Origin of the sequence: Maribacter polysiphoniae (assembly GCF_003148665.1) — a bacterium.
Lineage (GTDB): Bacteria > Bacteroidota > Bacteroidia > Flavobacteriales > Flavobacteriaceae > Maribacter_A > Maribacter_A polysiphoniae.
In genome coordinates this window covers 37,630-58,336 of the sequence record NZ_QGGQ01000005.1, presented here as the reverse complement: position 1 = coordinate 58,336, position 20,707 = coordinate 37,630, and the positions used below count along the sequence as shown (strand labels likewise).

The following is a 20,707-nucleotide window of genomic DNA, read 5'->3' as shown; positions in this document are numbered from 1 at the left end:
CTTATATTTGATACAACAAACCCAAGACAATGAACATCATCTCATGGAACGTGAACGGAGTACGCGCCGTAGTCAAAAAGGATTTCTTTGAATCCATTGAAAAAATCAATCCTGACATTCTCTGTCTTCAGGAAACAAAGGCCCAAGACGACGAAACAAAAAAAGCCCTGCTATCTATGGAAGGGTATCATGGAACATACAATTCCGCTGAAAAAAAGGGATACTCGGGCACTGCAATATTAAGCAAACGTGAACCCATTGCTGTTTTCCTTGATATGGGAATTGCCGAACACGATGCCGAAGGCAGAATACAATGTGCGGAATATGAGGACTTTTATTTAGTGAATGTGTATGTGCCCAATTCAGGACAAAAATTGGACCGCTTGGATTACCGCAAAAAATGGGATGCTGATTTTCTCGCCTATCTTAAAAATCTGGAAAAGAAAAAACCCGTCATTGCCTGTGGGGACTTCAATGTTGCCCATAAGGCCATGGATTTGAAGAACGACAAATCGAATTACAACAAAACCGCGGGTTATACGCAGATTGAAATTGACGGTATGGATAATTTTATCAATGCCGGTTTTGTAGATGCCTTTAGGCAATTGCACCCTGATGAAATTGCCTATACGTATTGGAGTTACCGCTTTAAGGCCAGGGAACGCAATACAGGTTGGCGAATCGACTATTTTTTGGTCAGTGCCTCCCTTGTAGACAAAATAAAGTCCGTCTCTATTTACTCCGAGGTATTGGGTTCGGACCACTGCCCTATCGGGTTGGAAATAGACCTATAGGCCTTTTTGCAAGTGGGTTGTTCCGGTCAAAGTTTCTTCGCATAACCGAAGACCATCTTTTTGAATTCCCTAAAGTCATTTTTAAAAAGAACCATACTCTCGCCCAACCTTCTATGCTCATCCCTGTATGCCCCATCGGAAATACCCTTTTCCCCTTGATTAAGGCGTGAGAGTAATTTTTCATGCTTCATTATATCCTCCGATAGATAATTAAAGAGATTTTGATGCACCTTTTCAAGATAATCCAACATCTTGCCATATTCAGATTGTGTGGCTTCCCGTTTATCCAAAATATTGGAAAAGAACTTGATTTCGTCTTTCCAAAAAGCAATGGTATCGATCCATTCACGACTTTCCTGATGAAGAACATCAAGACTAGCCCCTAAAAGTAATTCCGTTTTCGGATTTGATTTTGTAGTAATCATGCTATTGAATTTTATAACGGTTTCAATCCTACGTTGTTAATCACCCTACAAAAATGCAAACTTACCCTTGTTCCTAAAATGATCTGTATCATTTTGGCATTTAAAGTATTACATTAATTTTCGGTATGTTTTGAAATTCATTTGAGTAAAAATATCCAACGGGTTAATGGTTTAAATGGAAGTGAATAAAAATGTCTTGTTTTATATTCCCCATTGCAAGGATTGACCCATTAGTACAAACGATTCCAAACTTTTAAAATCATGCCATCGTCACAAATAAAGCACAGTGAAAAGATGCTTTTCCCTATATCGGGAATCACCAAGGGAAACCTGATCGATTATTACAATTCCGTCGCGGGGCATATACTACCCTATCTCAAGGACAGGCCATTGACCCTGCACCGTTTTCCAAACGGTATTGCGGAAGAAGGTTTTTTTCAGAAGAATGCATCGGATTACTTTCCCCAATGGATAAAAACCGTAAAGGTGAAGAAGAAAGACGGATGGGTAAACCACGTCATTTGCAACAATAAGGAGACATTGGCCTATTTGGCCTATCAAGGCACAATAACCTTTCATATTTCCCTTAGCAAGATCGATAAGCTCGATTATCCCGATCGATTGATTTTCGACCTTGATCCTTCCGGACATAATTTCGGGCAAGTTCTAAAAGGTGTGCAAATACTACGCAGTTTATTGGCTGAACAATTAGGGCTGCCTACCTATGTTATGACCACCGGTTCTAAAGGGCTTCATTTGACCATACCCCTAATGCGGGTCGAACACTTTGATGAAGTACGGGACTTTGCTAAAAAAGTCGCGACTTATCTGGCAGAAAAACACCCTGAGGATTTTACCATAGCAATCCATAAGGACGAACGAAAGGGACGCCTGTTCTTGGATTACCTTCGCAATTCTTACGGCCAAACCGCGGTTTGCCCTTACTCCGTTCGGGCTTTGGAAAATGCACCCGTGGCTACACCCATTTTCTGGAAGGAACTGTATGAAATAAAGGACGCACAGGCCTTCAACATCCATACTGTGCCTGATCGATTAAAGCATATGAACGACCCTTGGGAAAATTTCACCAAAAACGCAGTGATTCTAAGTGATGCGAAAAAGAGCATGGCAAAATTGATTTCAGGATGAACCTAGGGCTTCCTTTTCTTTCACCCTTCCTATACGTGCCATCCAATCCTTTGACCGTAAGGCGCCCTTAATCATCCCTAGAGACTTTACCCAAAAGAAGATACTGGCCTTCCCCCAATTTCCGGATAGCTTCCGACGTTTTTTGGTCACTAAGCCCCAATCCCCTTAAAATACCATAGATCCCCTGGGAAAGGGCTCCCAATTTCTTACCATCGACTTCCTGTAGGAACAATGCCGAATAGGGGCCCACAATAAAAATGGTGCCAATATCCTCATTAAAAAACAATCCAAATTCCGTAGACGGTCCCAATAAGTGCTTCCAATAATTTATAAATCCCTTATTACATGCAGCTGATTTACTTTTCTGTTGATCGTACTGTCCCAGTTTCAACAACACGGTCAATGGCGAATACAGCCTATTTTCCGCTATACGACCAACAAACTTTTCTACATTTTCCAACTGCGGTATTGTTTCTGAGAAAGTATGTTGCCTTCCTGTTATTTTCAATTTTGATATCATGGGACTGTTCTTAGGAAAACACTTATACATAGGTAATGGATTATTCTCTGTTCGCTAAATTACCATAAGGATGGAGCCTAGTAAATGATCTACATCAATTGGCCCACAAAAACCCCATCTCCTACTTGGATCAAAACAGCCCAACCTTCCCTATACCCCTATATCCAATAACCCCTCCCTTAAATGGGGCGTCCAAAATTCTTTTTCTCCCAATATATATATGACTAAAGTCATTGGAAAATACCTACAACTACGTTAAATTTATCTTATGCCATTAAACAGCAATGAAGTATAATGAAAGACAACCCCAAAGACCTCTCCCTTTTCAAACATATTTTCGATGCTTCCCTCGAAGGTATCCTTGTGGTGGACGAAGATGGTAAAATAATAAAATCGAATAGTGCCGTTGAAGCCATGTTCGGGTATGGTAAAGGGGAGCTATTGAATGAAAAAATCGAGCTTTTATTACCTAAAGAACTAAGGGAAATCCATCAACAACAACGCATGGATTATTCCAAAGCCCCTAGAGCACGATTAATGGATCAGGCCCTTGATTTATGGGGACAAAAAAAAGATGGTACAGAATTTCCCTTACGAATAAGTCTCAGTCCCATTATGTTCAATGACGAATCCGTAACCATTGCGTACGTCAGGGATACTATCGACCTAAAAAAAGGGCAATATGCATTAAAAGCCAAAGAAGCTAAGAACAAAGCCCTTTTAGACGCACTGCCCGATATTATGGTCATTCAAAACTTTGCTGGTGATATTGTTGATTTCTATGCCCCGGAAAACACCATAGCACAAGTCCCAAAAGAGGAAGTCATTGGCAAGAACATCAAACAAATCGTTCCGCCGGAAATATCAAAAAAAATCCTAAAAGCCCATAACCAAGCCATTGAAACCCAAAAAATCCAAATTCGGGAGTATACCTTGGACATCAATGGCAAAAAAACCGATTTCGAATCGAGGACCGTCCCCCTCAACAATCATAAACTATTAACCATTGTACGGGATATCACCGAGAAAAAAAGTACTGAAAGGGAATTAAAGGAAAGTGAGGTTAAGAACAGAGCCGTTCTGGCAGCGTTACCCGATTTGATTTTTATACATGATAAGAAAGGTAGTATTTTACAGGTAAATGCTTCGGATTATTCGCCCATCGTTGGCCCTATTGAAGATTTGGTCGGGAAGAATTTCAAGGAAATCCTACCCCCCAAGATAAGTGTACAAATTCAAAAGGCCATTACAAAGGTCGAAGAAACCAAGAATACGGTCTTACAGATCATCACCGTACCCATAAACCAAAAACCGACCGACTTTGAAACGCGGTTTGTGCCCCTTGAAAATGAGACTTTTCTCTGCGTTTTAAGGGATGTAACCAAGACCAAGGCCATCCAGGATGTCTTGAATGTACGAAATAGTGCGCTGGAAGCTGCCGGGAATAGTATTATCATTGTTGACGCCCGTCAACAGGACCTTCCCATTATTTATTGCAACGACGCATTTTGCAAACTAACGGGATATGAACGCAGTGAGGTTTTGGGCAAGAATTGTCGCTTTTTACAAAAAGGTGATCGGGATCAAGAAGGTATCGACATCATTCGCGAAGCCATAAGGACCCGCAAAACCAGCCGGACCTTGCTTCGGAATTATCGCAAGGACGGTACCCTCTTCTATAACGAACTTACCATTACGCCTGTCATCAACAAGCATAAACAACTGACCCATTTTATTGGTGTACAGAATAATGTGACGGATCGTATCAAAGAATTACAGATCAAGGACCAGATGCGCCAAATCCTTGAAATGATCGCAAAACAGAAATCGCTGGAAAAAATCAGCAAAAAAATAGTGGAGGTATTGGAAAATCATTTAGTCTGTTGCTTTGCCTCCATCTTCGTATTGGATCCCATGAGGAAAACACTCCACAAATTGGCCGCACCCAATTTACCGAAAGGATTTTGCAATATTATTGAAGGTGCCCCCCTAGGACCCGACATGGGTCCATGTGGCATGGCGGCCTATTTAAAAAAGGAAATGATCATCCCGGATATCACGACCAATCCACAATGGGCCGACTACCATGATGCTGCGATAAAACACGGTTTGGTATCGTGTTGGTCATATCCCATATTTTCTTCGGACCAAAAGGCTTTGGGCATTTTTGGTATTTATTGCAAAAAACAAAGAATACCTACAAAGATAGACAAGGACTTTATTCTTGAACTCAACCAATTGATCGGTATTGCCATAGAAGAGCATCAGATCCGGGAGCAGTTGACGAAAAGCCATTATCTGTTGGAAAAGTATACGCGGGAACTGGAACAAACGGTTAACGAACGTACCAATGAACTAAAGGCCACCGTTCAAAAAATGATCGAGGCCAACCTTAATCTTGAAGATCAAATCAAGGAAACCAAAGATGCCGAAAATAGGGCCTTGGAGAGTCAATCAATGTTTACCGCAATAGCCAAAAATTTCCCGAAAGGTATCATCATTGTCTTTAATGCCGATTTTGAAATCGATTATATAGATGGAGGGGAAATGCGGCGAATGGGCATGGATAAAACCGATTTTGAAGGTAGGTGTATCGATAACATTACGGTTTTCAAGAAAGAACGGATCCATAGGGTCAAAAATGATATAAAACGCACCATGAAAGGTGAGCATCTATCTTTTGAGACCCAGTTCAACAATAAATATTACACTGTAAACACCTCCCCTTTAATGGGTGGAAACGATGAGGTAAAATGGACCCTTTTTGTTTACAATGACATCACCAAACAAAAACAGGCAGAGACTGAAATCCGTAAAGCCCTGGTACGTGAGCAGGAACTCAACGAGTTGAAATCGCGCTTTATTTCCATGGCTTCCCATGAATTCAGAACGCCACTGAGTGCAATCCATTCCTCGGCAATCCTCATTGAAAAACAAAATGCCCCAGGTAAAGAGGCCAAACGTGAAAAATATGTGACCCAAATCAAACACAACGTAAAGGCTTTGGTGATAATCCTAAACGATTTCCTTTCCTTGGGGAAATTGGAAGAAGGTCGGGTACGACCCAATCCCGAAATAATGGATTTGGTAGACTTCTCCAAAAAAATCATATCGGACTTTGAATCGAATCGGAAAAGAGGGCAAAAGATCAAGGTAATTGCAAATGAAAATAGCATTGAAGCGTATCTAGACCTCAAACTAATGAGTCATATCTTAACCAATCTTTTAAGCAATGCCATTAAATATTCCCAAGAGGGTCAGGAAATCCTGGTTACCCTGCTCAAAGAAAACCGTACAGTTTCGATAAAGGTAACGGATCAAGGCATTGGTATTCCCAAAGATGAACAAGACCAACTTTTCCAAAGGTTCTTCAGGGCAAAAAACAGTGTGAACATTCAAGGAACGGGATTGGGCCTTAATATCGTAAAACAGTACACCGAACTTATGGGGGGCAGTATAGGCTTGGAAAGTGAAGAAAACAAGGGGGCAACCTTTTGGGTCTCCTTTCCCGCATCGAAGAAAACAGAGGACATATAATTTAAAAAGGAAAAGTGACTTAAAACAAATAAAGATGGACATATCGTTCTATAAGGGGAACGAAGCAATACTGATCGTTGGCCGTTAATTAAACCATGGACACCATTGGAACCCATGGAGTGTATAGAAGAGAGGACTTACCCAAATAGGTCTGTACAAAAAGGATGTATACCAATAACGTTACACAAAATGCCATGAAAAAAATCCTATTGATTGAAGACCATGTAGATGTACGTGAGAATACAGCAGATATATTAGCACTTCATGATTACGAAGTGGTGACCGCTGAAAATGGACTCATTGGTATAGAAAAGGCAAAACGTTATTTACCCGACCTCATCCTCTGCGATATCATGATGCCAATAAAGGATGGTTACGCCGTGCTGGAAGAATTAAGCAACAACCCCGAAACACTAGGGATACCCTTCATTTTTTTAACCGCCAAAACAGAAAGAACGGATTTCAGAAAAGGAATGAACCTTGGGGCAGACGATTATCTGACAAAACCCTTTGAGGAACACGAACTGCTCGAAGCCATCCAAACCCGGGTCAAAAAGAACGATTTTCTTCGAAAGGAATTTTCAAAGAGCATGAAGGGCATCAATGATTTTTTTCATGATGCCTACAACTACCTCAACCTAGAGCATATTGAAAAGGAATACCATCCTAAATTATATGACAAGAAGGATTTTATTTTTAGGGAGGAGGATGGTGCCCATACCCTATATTTCATTGAAAACGGAACAGTCAAGACGTACAAGTCAACAGAATCGGGAAAAGAATTCGTGACCGGCATCTACAAGGCCGGTGATTTCATAGGGCAACTTTCGCTGTTGAACCCCAAGGGAACCTATCTGGAGACCGCCATTGCACTCGACGATACCGAGGCATACGCTATTCCGAAATCCGATTTTATACATCTTATCAATGACAAGAAGGGTGTCTCCCAAAAATTTATGGAAATCATTTCCAGCAATCTTATCGAAGTTCAGGACCAATTGGTGAACATGGCCTATTCCTCCGTACGACAACGTGTCGCCAAGGCTCTATTGACCCTTCATAAGAAAGGTATCATTAAAGACTCCTATTACGAGGGTCTGGATATTCCCCGGGAAGACTTTGCCGGTATGATCGGTACGGCTACGGAAACAGCCATACGGACCCTCTCCGAATTCAAGGAGGAAAAACTTATAACCATGGGTCATGCCCGAAGAATAATACTCCTTGACAAGGAACGACTACAGAATATTGCGGATAATTATTGATGCCTTATTTATCATTCCCCCACTACCTTTGATTGTATTTGGATTAAGAAACCTTAAAGGCTAAAAGCCTTTTCAATAACTGCGCAAGTAACAGGGACCCCAAAGCGAACACTAGGACTATTGTAAAAGTCTCGCCCGACAGATTTTTTAAAGAAAGGGCTTCCGCTATTGGCGCTATAAGATAGGCCAAGCCCGTAATTGCGATTGACAATAAAATAGCGCCCCATACCCAAGGGTTCCTTGTAACCTCATTCACGAAGAATGACCCATGGCTTTTAGGCATATTGAAAACATTTAGAAGTTGTGCCAAAACCAGTGTATAGAAAGCCAAATTATTAATGATAATCGGCTCCAATCGAAGTACAAAATGCGCATATGCCACCATACCCATAACCGAAGCACAAATACTGAACCCATAAATGATGATAGCATACCATTGAATTCGGTTTATGATCGGTGCTTTAGGATTTTTAGGTGGTTGATCCATAATATCTGATTCCCCTTTTCCTAGACCTAGGGCCAGGGCGGGAAAGATATCGGTGACCAAATTCAAAAAAAGGATCTGTAGAGGCAACAGAGGTGACGGTAGATTCAGTAATGCAGCGAAACCAACAGATAGGATTTCCGCCAAATTACAAGACAAAAGATATACCACAAATTGGCGAATATTCTGAAAAATGACCCTTCCTTGATTAATGGCAAGTTCTATGGCCGTAAACTTGTCATTCTTAAGGATAACATCGGCTACCTCCCGTGCTGCCTCTGTTCCCCGAATCCCCATGGCAATTCCTATGTCCGCTTTCTTTAAGGCAGGAACATCGTTGATACCATCCCCGATCATTCCTACGATATGGCCGTTCTGTTGATAAAAAGAAACGAGATTCAATTTTTGTTCCGGTGATACCCGCGCAAAGATCGTGGCATTCAACAATCTTTGGACACGCTCTTTATTCTGACTGTTCTCCAAACCTATATTATTTCCCCTAATGATTTTAGTAGGGGACGCATTTGCCTCAAGCAAACCTACTTCCTGTGCGATTTTTTTTGACGTGCTTGGGTGGTCACCCGTAACCATCACCACTTTTATACCTGCTTTTTTATAAACATCAAGGGTTGCCTTTACATCTTTCCTTGCTGGATCCAAAAAACCGATAATGCCCAAAAACACAAGTTGGTCCAAAATAGTATCTTCTGTAGGGGCTTTTTCCGTTTCCTTATAGGCAAAAGCCAGAATACGCAAACCCTGGGCTGCCAAGGAATCAATTTTTTCATACCATTCTTCCGTATTTCCGAAAGGTTTCTTTTCGTTTTCATCTTGGTAATATCGGCAATGGGAAATCAAACTCTCAAAAGCCCCTTTTGCATAGACCACGAAATCACCATTATGATGTACGGTGGCCATTAATTTTCGATTTGCATTGAAGGGAAGCTCCAAATATTCGGGATATTCACCCTTTATGGCGTTGACATCATAGCCTAGCCCTCGGGCAAAACCAATCAAAGCCATTTCAATGGAATCACCCGTGGGATTATCGACATTAACATCAATATTATTGCAGAGAATGGAAGCCTGGATCATTCTATTTAATACGGGATCATGCTTTACCCTACGTTTAAAGTCTCCCCCCTCTACATCCAACACCTCCCCTTTCGAAGAAGCAAGATTATATACTTTCATTTTGTCTTCGGTCAATGTACCTGTCTTGTCGGTAAATATGACATCGGTAGCACCTAAGGTCTGAACGGCCTCCAGTTTTTTTATGATCACATCCTTTTTGGACAATCTATACATCCCTTGGGCCAAAGCAATGGTAGCAACAATGGGTAAACCTTCAGGAATCGAGGCCACGGCAAGTGCCACCCCTGTCTCAATCATAAAAAGAAGTTCCTTACCCCTAAAGCAGCCTATCAAAACAATAAGAAAGGTAAGTACAAGGGTCAGCCATATCAACCTTTTGCCCAATTGGTTCAATTTAGTTTCAAGCGGGGTTCTTTCCTTTTCCGCATTTACACCCATCTGTTGGATCCTTCCAAGCTCTGTATTTTTCCCTGTTGTGGAAATAATGGCTTTTCCAAAACCCGTAAGAACCGTAGTCCCCCTATAGATCATATTGGTTCGTTCCGTTAAGGAGGTATTGGCGGGCAGTATATCATCATTTTTAAAGACAGGAATACTTTCGCCGGTTAAGGCGGACTCTTTTATGGATAGGTTATCCACAGAAAACAATCGTCCATCGGCAGGTACAACATCGCCCCTTTGTAAGCAAATGATATCACCGGGCACTATTTCCGCTGCACGAACGATCTGTTTCTTTCCGGAACGTACCACTGTGGTTTTTACCTCTCCCAATTTACGCAAAGCCTCTAGGGAACGAACTGCTTTCAACTCCATAAAAAAACCGATACTTATGGATATCAGTAATACCGATACTATGGCCAACGCCTCCATGACATCACCAAAGACAAAGGCCAATACTGCGGCTACGGCAAGAATATATACTATGGGGTCAAATAGCTGATCTGCCAGAATTCGACTTCTGCTTTTGGGTTTGTATTGGGGTATTTGATTATACCCATATTGTTTAAGAAGTAATCGGGCTTCGTCAAGGGAGCGTCCTTGATCAGGAACAACACCCATAAGATCCAAAAATTCACCGGAAGATATTGTGAAAGGTTCTTGAACCATAATCCTATACTGAACAATTATTCTTTAATGAGAAAATGCCCTTAGGCCAAACCTAATCACATGGACATATTTTCGGTTGTGGCAAATGGGCATTTTATTCTCGGATCTTTATCTCTAAGCGATCTCTACCACTTTGGGTGGTTTTTTCTTGGCTTCCTCTTTTTTAACAAGGTCAAATTTCAATATACCATCGTTATACTTGGCTTTGATAGCCTCTTCCTTAACGGTTTTTGGTAATTGCAATGAACGTTCAAAGGCATTATAACTAAATTCCCTACGTGTATAATCATCCTCTTTTTCCTCTTCTGATTTTGTTTTTTCAGCAGAGATGTTCAAGCATCCATCATCAATCGTTATATTAAAATCTTTTTTAGCGAAACCAGGGGCGGCAAGTTCAATTTCGAATTTGTCATCGGTCTCCTTAATGTTTAACGCTGGTTCTGTGGTTTTACCATTCCAGAAGGTATCGGGTAACATATTCCTCACCCAGGAACGATTGTCAAAAAAATCATCCATGTCGAAAAAATCCTGACTTACAAGATCTCCAAAAGGTCTTTTTTTAAATTTTACAAGTGACATTACAATGTGTTTTTAGGTTAAACAATCCTTTAATTACGCCGCTAAATTAATTGGGGTTACAACCTTACGAAATGACCTAGGTCATTACCTGGGCATTTTAGGGAATCCTTCACAAATCCATTGACGAATTTACCATGGGGCCAACTTACCCTTTATTATATTTTGTTGTTTAAGATACTTATTATCAATTATTTGCAAATCACAAGACAACTTACCTTACATATACCCCTATTTTCCACCCAAAAGCCATCGTACTGATTTTGGTCATAAGAATAATTAAGATTACCCCTTAATTTTAATGGTGCAGAAACATATCCAAGAATTCGGATAAAACAAAAGAGATGAAAAAGTCAAAATGGATTGTTTTAATGATTTTGGCCATCGCCCTGCTAGGTTATGTGTTTTTAAGACCCAAAATCAATATCAAAAAGCTTGATTATAACTATACCACCTTGGAAAAGGGAAATATAGAGGCCAATGTATCGAGTACCGGTACCGTTGAAGCCATCAATACCGTGGAAATAGGCACACAGATATCGGGCACCATCAAAAAAATATATGTGGATTATAACGACCAGGTTACTGCGGGGCAGATTCTGGCGGAGATGGACCTTAAGTTACTGAACACCAACCTTGCCAGTGCAAAGGCCAATCTGGGTGTTAGTGAAGCCCAATTATCCCGGGCCAAGGATGAATACGAACGAAATTTGGTTCTATATGAAAAAAATGTGATCTCGACCAAGGAATTCACCGATTCCAAATATGCCTACAACCAAGCTTTAAGCACAAAAAAAGCGGCCGAAGCCGCGGTGGACAATATAGAGGTAAGTAGGGATTATGCCCATATAACCTCACCCATAGACGGCACCGTGATTGAACGCAGTGTGGAAGAAGGCCAAACGGTAGCTGCTTCCTTTGCTACCCCCACCATGTTCATCATTGCGGAAGACCTCTCAAAAATGCAAATCCTGGCCGATATGGATGAAAGCGATATCGGTTACATCAAAGATGGTATGCCAGTTCGATTTACCGTACAGACATATCCCGAAAAAGAATTTTATGGATCGGTAAGTCAAATACGACTACAACCCATAGAGATAAACAATGTCGTCAATTACCAAGTGGTGGTTGATGTGGACAATAAAAAAGGACTACTCCTACCCGGCATGACCGCAAACCTCGAATTCATTGTAAATGCCGCCCAAGATGTCTTATTGATCAACAACTCGGCCTTACGCTTTAGACCTACCGAGGCGATGCTGAAAGAGATAAAACCGGTATTGGAACAAAAGGCAGGGACAGTGCTTCCCGATTCCGTACAACAGGGATTCATTGAGGCCCTAAACCATGAAGAATTATTTACGCCGGCCAATTTCAAAATAAACCTGCCTGCGACCATTGATGGTTACTTTTTTAAGAATGACAAGGATAAATTGGATTTCAGGTTTATTGAGGTTGGAATCAAAACCGGACTTCACACCGAAATAAAACGTCATCTCGATGACACGCCCTTACAGGAAGGAATCCGTGCCATCAATGGCATAAAAACCAAAAATTGACCGCCATGGCCACAAAAAAAGTCATAGAGACCAAAAACCTGAGTCGCACCTTCAACACCGGCGAAATCGAAGTGCGTGCCCTCACCGATATTGACTTGGTTATAGAAGAAGGGGAGTTTGTGGCTATCATGGGGGCCTCGGGATCCGGAAAATCAACATTACTCCATATTATCGGCTGTTTGGACAGGCCGACATCGGGTGAATACTATTTGGATGGCATTCAGGTAAATGCGTTGAACAAAAATCAATTGGCCGATATACGCAACCAAAAAATCGGTTTCATTTTCCAGAGTTACAACCTATTATCACGTACTACGGCCCTTGAGAATGTGGAATTACCCCTCATCTATGACAGAACCGGACAGTTCTCAAATTCTATGGCACTTGCCAAAAAGGCACTGGAGCAAGTGGGATTGGCCGACCGAATCCACCATAAGACCAATGAGCTTTCGGGTGGACAACAACAACGGGTAGCCATTGCCAGGGCCTTGGTCAATAATCCTGCCCTTATACTGGCCGATGAACCTACCGGAAACTTGGATAGTACGACCAGTTTCGAAATTGCGGATCTTTTCGTCCAATTGAACAATAAGGGCAAAACGATTCTGATGATCACCCATGAGCCCGATATCGCCCAGTTTGCTAAACGAATGGTGTATTTAAGGGATGGCCGGGTGCTTTCCGATACCAAGATCGAACATAGGAACACCAAAACTGAAGCCCTTAAATCACTCGAAAAACCGCTAACAACCCAATAAAGACAAGATGGTACGATTCCTGAAAATATTCAAGGTAGCCTTTCAGTCTATTTACAAAAATAGAACGCGTAGCCTATTGACCATGCTAGGGATCATTATCGGTGTTGGTGCCGTGATCATGACCATTTCGGCCGGGGAAGGGGCCACTATGGAAGTCGAAAACCAAATTTCGGGCTTGGGTACCAATCTATTGATGATCCAGACCAAATCGGAACATAAGGCAGGTATTAATGTAAGGATGGGTAGGCCTATAGACCATAAAGACCTTGAAGTTTTGCAGAAGAACTCCGTTTGGATGCCAAGATTGTCCCCCTTACTGGCGATAGGCGCACAGGCCATTGGTCCCAGCGGATATAAATCCACCATGGTATATGGTGTTTCCTACGATTATTTCTACATCACGAGCCGGGAATTGCAATCCGGGAATTTCTTCACGGAAGAGGATGTGCGTACCGCAAAAAAATACTGTGTTATCGGCGAGACCATACGGGAGGAACTTTTTCCAGGACAAGACCCCATTGGAAAACAAATACGTATCGACAAAATACCCTTTACCGTAATAGGCCTTTTAACCGAAGAAGGTACTGGTGGTATGCAAGACATGGATGACATTGTGTTGGCTCCCCATACCACCATTCAAAATCGACTTTATGGCCACCAAAGGGGCTATACCATGATCATGGCAAGTGCCTTGAGTGAGGACCATATTAGTGACGCTAAGATGGAGGCTACCGCGTTATTGCGTGAATCACACCAAATAAAAGCGGAAGATGAAGACGACTTTGAGATTATGACCCAAGTCGAGCTTCAGGAAATCACAAGCAATATTACCGGTATCCTGACCATATTATTGGGTGCCGTTGCCAGTATTTCATTGATTGTCGGGGGCATAGGCATCATGAATATCATGCTGGTTTCGGTTACCGAGCGAACCCGTGAAATCGGAACACGTCTGGCCATTGGGGCCCGGGAAAGCGATATTCTGACCCAATTTTTGATAGAAGCCGTAGTGCTAAGTCTGGTCGGTGGACTATTGGGTATTGTCTTGGGGGTGATCGGGAATCAAATCATCTATAGGCTCACCGACTTCTTTATCCCAACGGCCTTTTATTCCATTGTCATTGGTTTTTGTTTTGCGGCATTGGTGGGAGTGACTTTTGGATACTTTCCTGCCAAAAAGGCCGCCAAGCTCAACCCCATTGATGCGTTGCGCTATGAGTAATGAACACCTAAAGGTTAATAAATAGTATGCATTGGTTAGAATCATCTTAAACATACTATAGCCGATATCACTATCTTTAATGTTTATTTTTCATCCCTCTCGATTATCATAAAAACCACCGTTGAAAACGCTGAGGGAATAACGCTCAAAATAACACTGTAAAAGCATGCAATTTTTAGACCATTTCAAACCAGAACTTACCATTGAATCACCGGGCAGGATAAACATAATCGGGGAACATACCGATTATAATATGGGATTCGTACTCCCCACGGCCATAGAAAAGAAAATCACCTTCCAGTTTCAAAAAAACGGCTCGGATAAAATCTGCCATGTGTACAGTAAAGGCTATGATACCGGTTTCGAGTTGTCGTTGGATGCCATTGAAATAAGCAAGGTAGAGTGGGAAAATTACATCTTGGGTGTACTGAACGAAATTTCCAAACGATCGGATAAGGTTAGGGGATTTGATTGTGTCCTGGAAAGTCACGTACCCATTGGTTCGGGAGTCAGTTCCTCCGCTGCCCTGGAATGTGGTTTGGCCTTTGGCCTCAATGAAATGTTCGACCTTGGGCTCAGCCGAATGGATATCGTGGAGCTATCGCAAGCCGCTGAGCATACCTATGCGGGCACCAAATGTGGCATTATGGATCAATTTGCCTCGGTAATGAGTAAGGAAGGACATGTGATCCTATTGGATTGCGAGTCCTTGGAGTATTCCTATATCCCCATTCAAATACAACCCTACAAAATCCTACTCCTGAACACCAATGTTTCCCATAACCTGGTGTCTGGGGAATACAATAAGAGAAGGACCCAATGTGAAGCTGGGGTTGCGGCCCTACAAAAGAACCATCCCGAGGTAAAATCGTTACGGAATGCCTCTATGGATATGTTGAACGAAATCAAGGACACTATCGATGACACCGTCTACAATCGCTGTGCATATGTCATTCAAGAAAAAACGAGGGTTTTGGAGGCTGTTGAAGCCTTAAAGGCCAATAATCTAAAACGGGTTGGCGAATTGCTCTATGAAACCCACGAAGGATTGAGTACGCTGTATGAAGTAAGTTGCCCGGAACTTGATTTTCTGGTTGACTTTACAAAAAACCACGAAGCTGTCTTGGGAGCCCGTATGATGGGTGGCGGTTTTGGCGGTTGCACCATTAATTTAATCCACGAAGATGCCCTTGACGATTTTGTGGCAGCGGCATCAAAAGCCTATAAAAAGGCCTATAACCTTGAATTATCGTGGTTCGAGGCCAGTCCAAGTAAAGGAACATCCATTTTAAAATAAACCTATGACTACTGAATTCAACGAAAATCCACATAGAAGGTTCAATATTTTAACGGGGGAATGGATCTTGGTCTCACCACACAGGACCAAAAGGCCGTGGCAGGGTAAGACCGAGAAACAATCCATGGAGACCAAACCAAAGTACGACCCCAATTGTTATTTGTGTCCGACCAATGGCAGAATGGGCGGTGCGGTAAACCCCGATTATAAAAAACCTTTTTCATTCGTCAATGATTTTTCGGCCCTCCTTAAGGATGTAAAGGAAGAAAAATATGAAAACGGATTGCTCTATGCGGAATCCGAATCGGGCATTTGCAAGGTCGTTTGCTTTTCCCCGGACCACTCCCTCACCCTACCTTTAATGTCAAGGGAAGAAATTACCGATGTCATTTCCCTATGGCAACAAGAGTACAAGGAACTTGGGGCAATGGATGGGATAAACCACGTTCAGATTTTTGAGAACAAGGGCGACATCATGGGATGTAGCAATCCACATCCGCATGGCCAAATATGGGCGCAACGGAGTATTCCCCAAGAGGTACAGAAAAAATCGGACAGGTTATTGGCTTACTGGAAGAAACACCAAGCCAGCATCTTGGAAGATTATATCATCCAAGAGTTGGCATTGGATGAACGTATTATTCTCGAAAACGAGCATTTCGTCTCCTTAATCCCCTATTGGGCGGTCTGGCCTTATGAAACCATGATTGTCCCTAAAAGAAAGATTGGGCATATCGGTGAACTTTCCAATGATGGGAAAAAGGCATTTGCAGAAATATTGCGAAAAACCACCATACGGCTCGACAATATTTTTGGAACCTCATTCCCTTATTCGGCCGGAATACACCAAGCCCCAACAGACGGTAAGGAACATCCTGAATGGCATTTTCATATGTCTTTCTATCCGCCATTACTTCGTTCCGCAACGGTGAAAAAGTTCATGGTCGGGTATGAAATGTTTGCGAACCCCCAAAGGGATATTACCGCCGAACAAGCGGCAAATACTATCAAGGCCCTTTCAGACGTACATTATTCGAAGCAGTAGCTTAGGGATAGACCATCCCACTATGCAAATGCATGGGGGCCACAATGGATAGGATACGACCTTTGACCTTGATCATTCCCGCATTCACCATAAAAAAAGTCCCTAATTATTTAGGGACTTTTTTACGTTCCTAGGGTTACTGTTTTCTTCCATCACAAGCTGCTTCCAAAGATAAAGGATACTATCTAAGGGTATCCGAGGCAAGGGAAGCACAAAACATGTATACACCATATATTGGGCACCACAGATTCATATACCACGACTATTTGTTGATTCCCCTCATTTAAAGACATTTTAAAACAACCGTTTGTTATTGAAATAAACACTAAAAATATTTTAGACGGAACAGTAGCACAATTTAAACACAAAGCCCAAATCGAGAAATTAAAATTCCATAAAAGAACCCCAATCACCACCGAAGTATTTCACGATTCACCCTTATATTACTATTTTACATTGCTTTATGATTACCTTATTTTTTAAATCACCCCACATTCCAAAACAATACCACTTCAACAAATACACGCGTTCAGCGAAATAAAAACACACGGTTTACTTCGAACCTAAAAGATGTTTTGCAAAGGCTTAATTTTGATTTTAATAAATTATTAACACAATCGGTTGTTTAATAAAAATGTATTTTATACTTTTGGTAATATAACACACTTTACAGATAATATAGAACAGATATCAAGTAACGAATCAAACACTCATTATTAACTCAATTTTATTTCTAACCTTAATCAATATGATGAATTTTTTATTTTTCAAAAGCAAATACAGTAAAACGAAGTGGGCCACGGTCTTACTTCTTTTGTTCTTTGCTGGGGTAAACGCCCAAGTAACGGTATCTGGAACTGTATCAGATACCGATGGTCCGATTCCAGGTGCCAATGTTGTTCTCAAGGGCACCCAGAATGGTGCGGCCACGGATTTTGATGGCAATTATGTCCTCAGCAATGTACCGTCCGATGGTATATTGGTTTTTAGCTATATCGGCTATAAAACCTTGGAAGTTTCAGTTAATAACCAAAACACAATCAATGTAGTACTGGAAACCAATGAAAATGCATTGGAAGAGGTTGTAGTCATTGGTTATGGTACCCAACGGAAGGAATCAGTGACAGGGTCAGTGGTTTCCATTAAAGCCGATGACTTACAGGAAGTGCAGGCAAGTAACTTCCAGCAGGCCCTTCAAGGACGTGCAGCGGGTGTCAATATTTCGACCACCAGTACAAGGCCTGGGGCTGCCCCAACCATTCGTATTCGTGGTACACGCTCCCTTTCTGGAAGTAACGACCCCCTAATCGTTCTTAACGGCATTCCTTTTTCTGGCGGACTTAGTGATATCAATCAAAATGATATCGAAAGTCTAGACATTTTAAAAGATGCTTCCGCTACCGCAATTTACGGTTCCAGAGGTGCCAATGGTGTAATTATCATTACAACGAAGAGTGGTAAAAAAGGCCAAAAGGCCAAATTCACTTATAATTCGTACTACGCGACCAAGGAAGTTTTTTCCAAGTTTCCAATGATGAATGCAGCCCAAGTTACCCAACTACGTGCTGACGTCGCAGCCAATAATGGTGGGACACCTCTTTACGCCATTGGTGGTGATGAAGATTTGGCCAATGATACGGATTGGCAAGACCTCCTGTTTGGAACAGGACTCCAAACCTCGCATGATGTCAGTGTCCAAGGAGGTACGGAAAAAGGAACCTATAATATTGGAATGGGATATTTTAAGGAAACTTCCGTTATACCGGGAGATTCCTTTCAGAGATATTCAATACGTGCCCAAGTTGATCAAGAAGTGGGTGAATTGTTCCGATTTGGAATTAATTCAGTAACAAACTTCAACAAAACCTCTAGTATTGTCGGTATTTATGATGCCTTGGCCGCATCACCTCTTTTAAGTCCGTATGATGATACTGGGAATTTCCTTGAGTCCGTTCGCCTTCAAACCATAGCTGATGACAGTTGGATTCCCACTAGAAACGAGCTTAGCCGAATCGGGGACGGCAAAAAAAATGAGGAATTGGATTTTGGTACCTATAATAATATCTACGGTGAGGTTAAAATACCATGGGTTGAAGGATTAAAATACCGAATTAATGTTGGTTTGAACTTCCGTTCAAGCAGGGATGGCAATTTTACAGGCGAAGGCGTATTTAGCTATAACGAAAGTAATCCGTCATCTGCCAGTTATGGCACATCCATCACAAGGGATTATATTATAGAAAACCAATTACTCTTCGATCGAACATTCGCAGATAAACACAGGGTTAATTTTGTGGGCTTGTTCTCATCCCAAGAAACCAATTATGACAGTTCCTATTTGCAGGTTCGAAATATTCCAGATGAAAATTCCTTATGGTACAATTTAGATTCTGCCCTTTCTGAGGATATTACTAATTATAAAACGGATTATTCCGCTACTGGATTACTATCATACATGGCTAGGGTCATGTACCAATATGATGACCGCTATTTAATAACAGGGACATTGCGTTCCGATGGTTCATCAAGATTGGCCAAAGGCCATGAATGGGTTACCTACCCTGCCGTTTCCGTTGGATGGAATATAGCCAATGAATCATTTATGGAAACGCAAGAATCCATTAACCAATTAAAACTACGTGTAGGTTATGGTGAAACCTCAAATCAAGCGATTGACCCTTATTCAACACAAGGAAGGTTATCTACGGTAAACTACAACTATGGCAGCACATTTGCCACAGGTTATTATGTAAGTGAATTACCGAATTCAAAATTAGGATGGGAGTTTTCACAAACCTTTAACTATGGTCTTGATTTTGGATTGTTCAACAATCGATTATCCGGTACGGTAGAATACTATGTCACCAAAACCAACGATATATTATATGACCTTAGTCTTCCCGCATCATCAGGGGTAAGTAGTGTAACCAGCAATATTGGTGAAACCGAGAACAAAGGTATTGAAGTAGCCCTTAATGCCACTATTCTGGATAACCCGGATGGTCTAACATGGGATGCTGGGATCAACCTTTACTCCAATAAAAACGAAATCGTTTCCTTGGCTACCGGAGAGGATGAAAATGTTGGACAACTTTGGTTTGTTGGTTCACCTATCAATGTCATCTATGATTACGAAAGATTGGGACTTTGGAATGAATCCGATCCAGATTTTCAATATCTGCAGGATTATGAGCCAGGAGGCAATGTAGGTATGGTTAAGGTTAAGTATACCGGAGACTATAATGCCGATGGATCACCCACAAGATCAATAAATTCCGATGATAGGGTCATACAAGATCCCACCCCGGATTTTCAAGGTGGATTCAACACACGTTTGGCCTATAAGGATATCGATTTAAGCATGGTCGGTACTTTCCAAAGTGGCGGTACAATCGTAAGTACATTGCATTCTTCCAATGGGTATGTTAATCTACTGACCGGGAGAAGAAACAATGTGGATGTAGATTATTGGACACCGGATAATACAAATGCCAGATATCCTGCCCCAGGAGGTATACAAAGTGGTGACAATCCTAAATACGGCAGTACGTTAGGCTATTTTGATGGCTCATACCTAAAGATACGCGCCATTACATTGGGATATAATTTTAACCAAAAATTCATAAAAGACATTGGGGTTCAACGACTTCGTATCTATGCAACGGCACAGAACCCATTTGTAATGTTTTCATCATTTAACAGGGAATCCGGTTTAGATCCAGAAACCAACTCTGGAGTCGATTCCAATGGAAATCGTCAAAACGTTGCCGTAAATACAACCAATATCTCCGACGGGATTCCAACAGTTGGGGCTAATGCTCCTACAACAAGGAATTATATGATAGGACTAAACATAACATTTTAAAAAATC

Annotated in this window: 14 protein-coding genes; 10 read left to right on the top strand and 4 right to left on the bottom strand. The window is 41.6% G+C overall.

Annotation, left to right across the window (positions count from 1 at the left end; translation table 11 throughout):
* Nucleotides 1–29 precede the first annotated feature (29 nt).
* On the top strand, nucleotides 30–794 hold the full coding sequence (locus LX92_RS12030) for an exodeoxyribonuclease III (RefSeq protein ID WP_109650897.1): 765 nt from the start codon (nucleotides 30–32) through the stop codon (nucleotides 792–794).
* 26 nt (nucleotides 795–820) lie between these two features.
* Here the strand turns inward: LX92_RS12030 and LX92_RS12025 are convergent, their stop codons facing one another.
* On the bottom strand, nucleotides 821–1,219 hold the full coding sequence (locus LX92_RS12025; RefSeq protein ID WP_109650895.1) for a hypothetical protein: 399 nt from the start codon (nucleotides 1,217–1,219) through the stop codon (nucleotides 821–823).
* A 261-nt stretch (nucleotides 1,220–1,480) separates the two neighbouring features.
* Between LX92_RS12025 and ligD the strand changes: the two genes are divergently transcribed.
* Nucleotides 1,481–2,368 carry a non-homologous end-joining DNA ligase gene (gene ligD / locus LX92_RS12020; protein ID WP_109650893.1) on the top strand — a complete coding sequence of 296 codons (888 nt, stop codon included), beginning with the start codon at nucleotides 1,481–1,483 and terminating at the stop codon, nucleotides 2,366–2,368.
* Between the two features lie 67 nt (nucleotides 2,369–2,435).
* Here the strand turns inward: ligD and LX92_RS12015 are convergent, their stop codons facing one another.
* Nucleotides 2,436–2,888, bottom strand: a complete 453-nt coding sequence (locus LX92_RS12015; RefSeq protein ID WP_146197825.1) for a hypothetical protein — start codon at nucleotides 2,886–2,888, stop codon at nucleotides 2,436–2,438.
* Between the two features lie 294 nt (nucleotides 2,889–3,182).
* On the opposite strand from LX92_RS12015, the gene LX92_RS12010 reads away from it, so the two are divergent.
* Both LX92_RS12010 and LX92_RS12005 read left to right on the top strand, forming a co-directional pair.
* A complete protein-coding gene (locus tag LX92_RS12010; RefSeq protein WP_109650889.1) occupies nucleotides 3,183–6,425 on the top strand; it encodes a PAS domain S-box protein in 3,243 nt (1,080 codons plus the stop codon).
* A gap of 194 nt (nucleotides 6,426–6,619) precedes the next feature.
* Complete coding sequence (locus LX92_RS12005) at nucleotides 6,620–7,690, top strand: response regulator (protein ID WP_109651319.1); 1,071 nt, start codon at nucleotides 6,620–6,622, stop codon at nucleotides 7,688–7,690.
* 43 nt (nucleotides 7,691–7,733) lie between these two features.
* On the opposite strand, the gene LX92_RS12000 is transcribed toward LX92_RS12005, so the two are convergent.
* Nucleotides 7,734–10,376 carry a cation-translocating P-type ATPase gene (locus LX92_RS12000; protein ID WP_109650887.1) on the bottom strand — a complete coding sequence of 881 codons (2,643 nt, stop codon included), beginning with the start codon at nucleotides 10,374–10,376 and terminating at the stop codon, nucleotides 7,734–7,736.
* A gap of 114 nt (nucleotides 10,377–10,490) precedes the next feature.
* Nucleotides 10,491–10,955: an Hsp20/alpha crystallin family protein gene (locus tag LX92_RS11995; protein ID WP_109650885.1), complete on the bottom strand. Its 465-nt coding sequence runs from the start codon at nucleotides 10,953–10,955 to the stop codon at nucleotides 10,491–10,493.
* Nucleotides 10,956–11,296: 341 nt separating this feature from the next.
* Between LX92_RS11995 and LX92_RS11990 the strand changes: the two genes are divergently transcribed.
* The 6 genes from LX92_RS11990 (at nucleotide 11,297) to LX92_RS11965 (ending at nucleotide 20,701) form a co-directional block, all read left to right on the top strand.
* Entirely contained in the window at nucleotides 11,297–12,514 is a 1,218-nt protein-coding gene (locus LX92_RS11990) for an efflux RND transporter periplasmic adaptor subunit (RefSeq protein ID WP_109650883.1), read from the top strand.
* A gap of 5 nt (nucleotides 12,515–12,519) precedes the next feature.
* Entirely contained in the window at nucleotides 12,520–13,272 is a 753-nt protein-coding gene (locus LX92_RS11985; protein ID WP_109650881.1) for an ABC transporter ATP-binding protein, read from the top strand.
* 7 nt (nucleotides 13,273–13,279) lie between these two features.
* Nucleotides 13,280–14,494: an ABC transporter permease gene (locus tag LX92_RS11980; protein ID WP_109650879.1), complete on the top strand. Its 1,215-nt coding sequence runs from the start codon at nucleotides 13,280–13,282 to the stop codon at nucleotides 14,492–14,494.
* Nucleotides 14,495–14,660: 166 nt separating this feature from the next.
* On the top strand, nucleotides 14,661–15,791 hold the full coding sequence (galK, locus tag LX92_RS11975; RefSeq protein ID WP_109650877.1) for a galactokinase: 1,131 nt from the start codon (nucleotides 14,661–14,663) through the stop codon (nucleotides 15,789–15,791).
* Nucleotides 15,792–15,795: 4 nt separating this feature from the next.
* Nucleotides 15,796–16,836, top strand: coding sequence for a UDP-glucose--hexose-1-phosphate uridylyltransferase (locus tag LX92_RS11970; RefSeq protein ID WP_109650875.1), 1,041 nt, complete (start codon nucleotides 15,796–15,798; stop codon nucleotides 16,834–16,836).
* Between the two features lie 748 nt (nucleotides 16,837–17,584).
* Nucleotides 17,585–20,701 carry a SusC/RagA family TonB-linked outer membrane protein gene (locus tag LX92_RS11965; protein ID WP_109650873.1) on the top strand — a complete coding sequence of 1,039 codons (3,117 nt, stop codon included), beginning with the start codon at nucleotides 17,585–17,587 and terminating at the stop codon, nucleotides 20,699–20,701.
* Nucleotides 20,702–20,707: the final 6 nt, after the last annotated feature.

Excerpts from the sequence above, each read along its gene's own strand:
- LX92_RS12030 (WP_109650897.1), top strand. The coding sequence starts at position 30 with ATGAACATCATCTCATGGAACGTGAACGGAGTACGCGCCGTAGTCAAA.
- LX92_RS12025 (WP_109650895.1), bottom strand. The coding sequence starts at position 1,219 with ATGATTACTACAAAATCAAATCCGAAAACGGAATTACTTTTAGGGGCT.
- ligD (WP_109650893.1), top strand. The coding sequence starts at position 1,481 with ATGCCATCGTCACAAATAAAGCACAGTGAAAAGATGCTTTTCCCTATA.
- LX92_RS12015 (WP_146197825.1), bottom strand. The coding sequence starts at position 2,888 with ATGATATCAAAATTGAAAATAACAGGAAGGCAACATACTTTCTCAGAA.
- LX92_RS12010 (WP_109650889.1), top strand. The coding sequence starts at position 3,183 with ATGAAAGACAACCCCAAAGACCTCTCCCTTTTCAAACATATTTTCGAT.
- LX92_RS12005 (WP_109651319.1), top strand. The coding sequence starts at position 6,620 with ATGAAAAAAATCCTATTGATTGAAGACCATGTAGATGTACGTGAGAAT.
- LX92_RS12000 (WP_109650887.1), bottom strand. The coding sequence starts at position 10,376 with ATGGTTCAAGAACCTTTCACAATATCTTCCGGTGAATTTTTGGATCTT.
- LX92_RS11995 (WP_109650885.1), bottom strand. The coding sequence starts at position 10,955 with ATGTCACTTGTAAAATTTAAAAAAAGACCTTTTGGAGATCTTGTAAGT.
- LX92_RS11990 (WP_109650883.1), top strand. The coding sequence starts at position 11,297 with ATGAAAAAGTCAAAATGGATTGTTTTAATGATTTTGGCCATCGCCCTG.
- LX92_RS11985 (WP_109650881.1), top strand. The coding sequence starts at position 12,520 with ATGGCCACAAAAAAAGTCATAGAGACCAAAAACCTGAGTCGCACCTTC.
- LX92_RS11980 (WP_109650879.1), top strand. The coding sequence starts at position 13,280 with ATGGTACGATTCCTGAAAATATTCAAGGTAGCCTTTCAGTCTATTTAC.
- galK (WP_109650877.1), top strand. The coding sequence starts at position 14,661 with ATGCAATTTTTAGACCATTTCAAACCAGAACTTACCATTGAATCACCG.
- LX92_RS11970 (WP_109650875.1), top strand. The coding sequence starts at position 15,796 with ATGACTACTGAATTCAACGAAAATCCACATAGAAGGTTCAATATTTTA.
- LX92_RS11965 (WP_109650873.1), top strand. The coding sequence starts at position 17,585 with ATGATGAATTTTTTATTTTTCAAAAGCAAATACAGTAAAACGAAGTGG.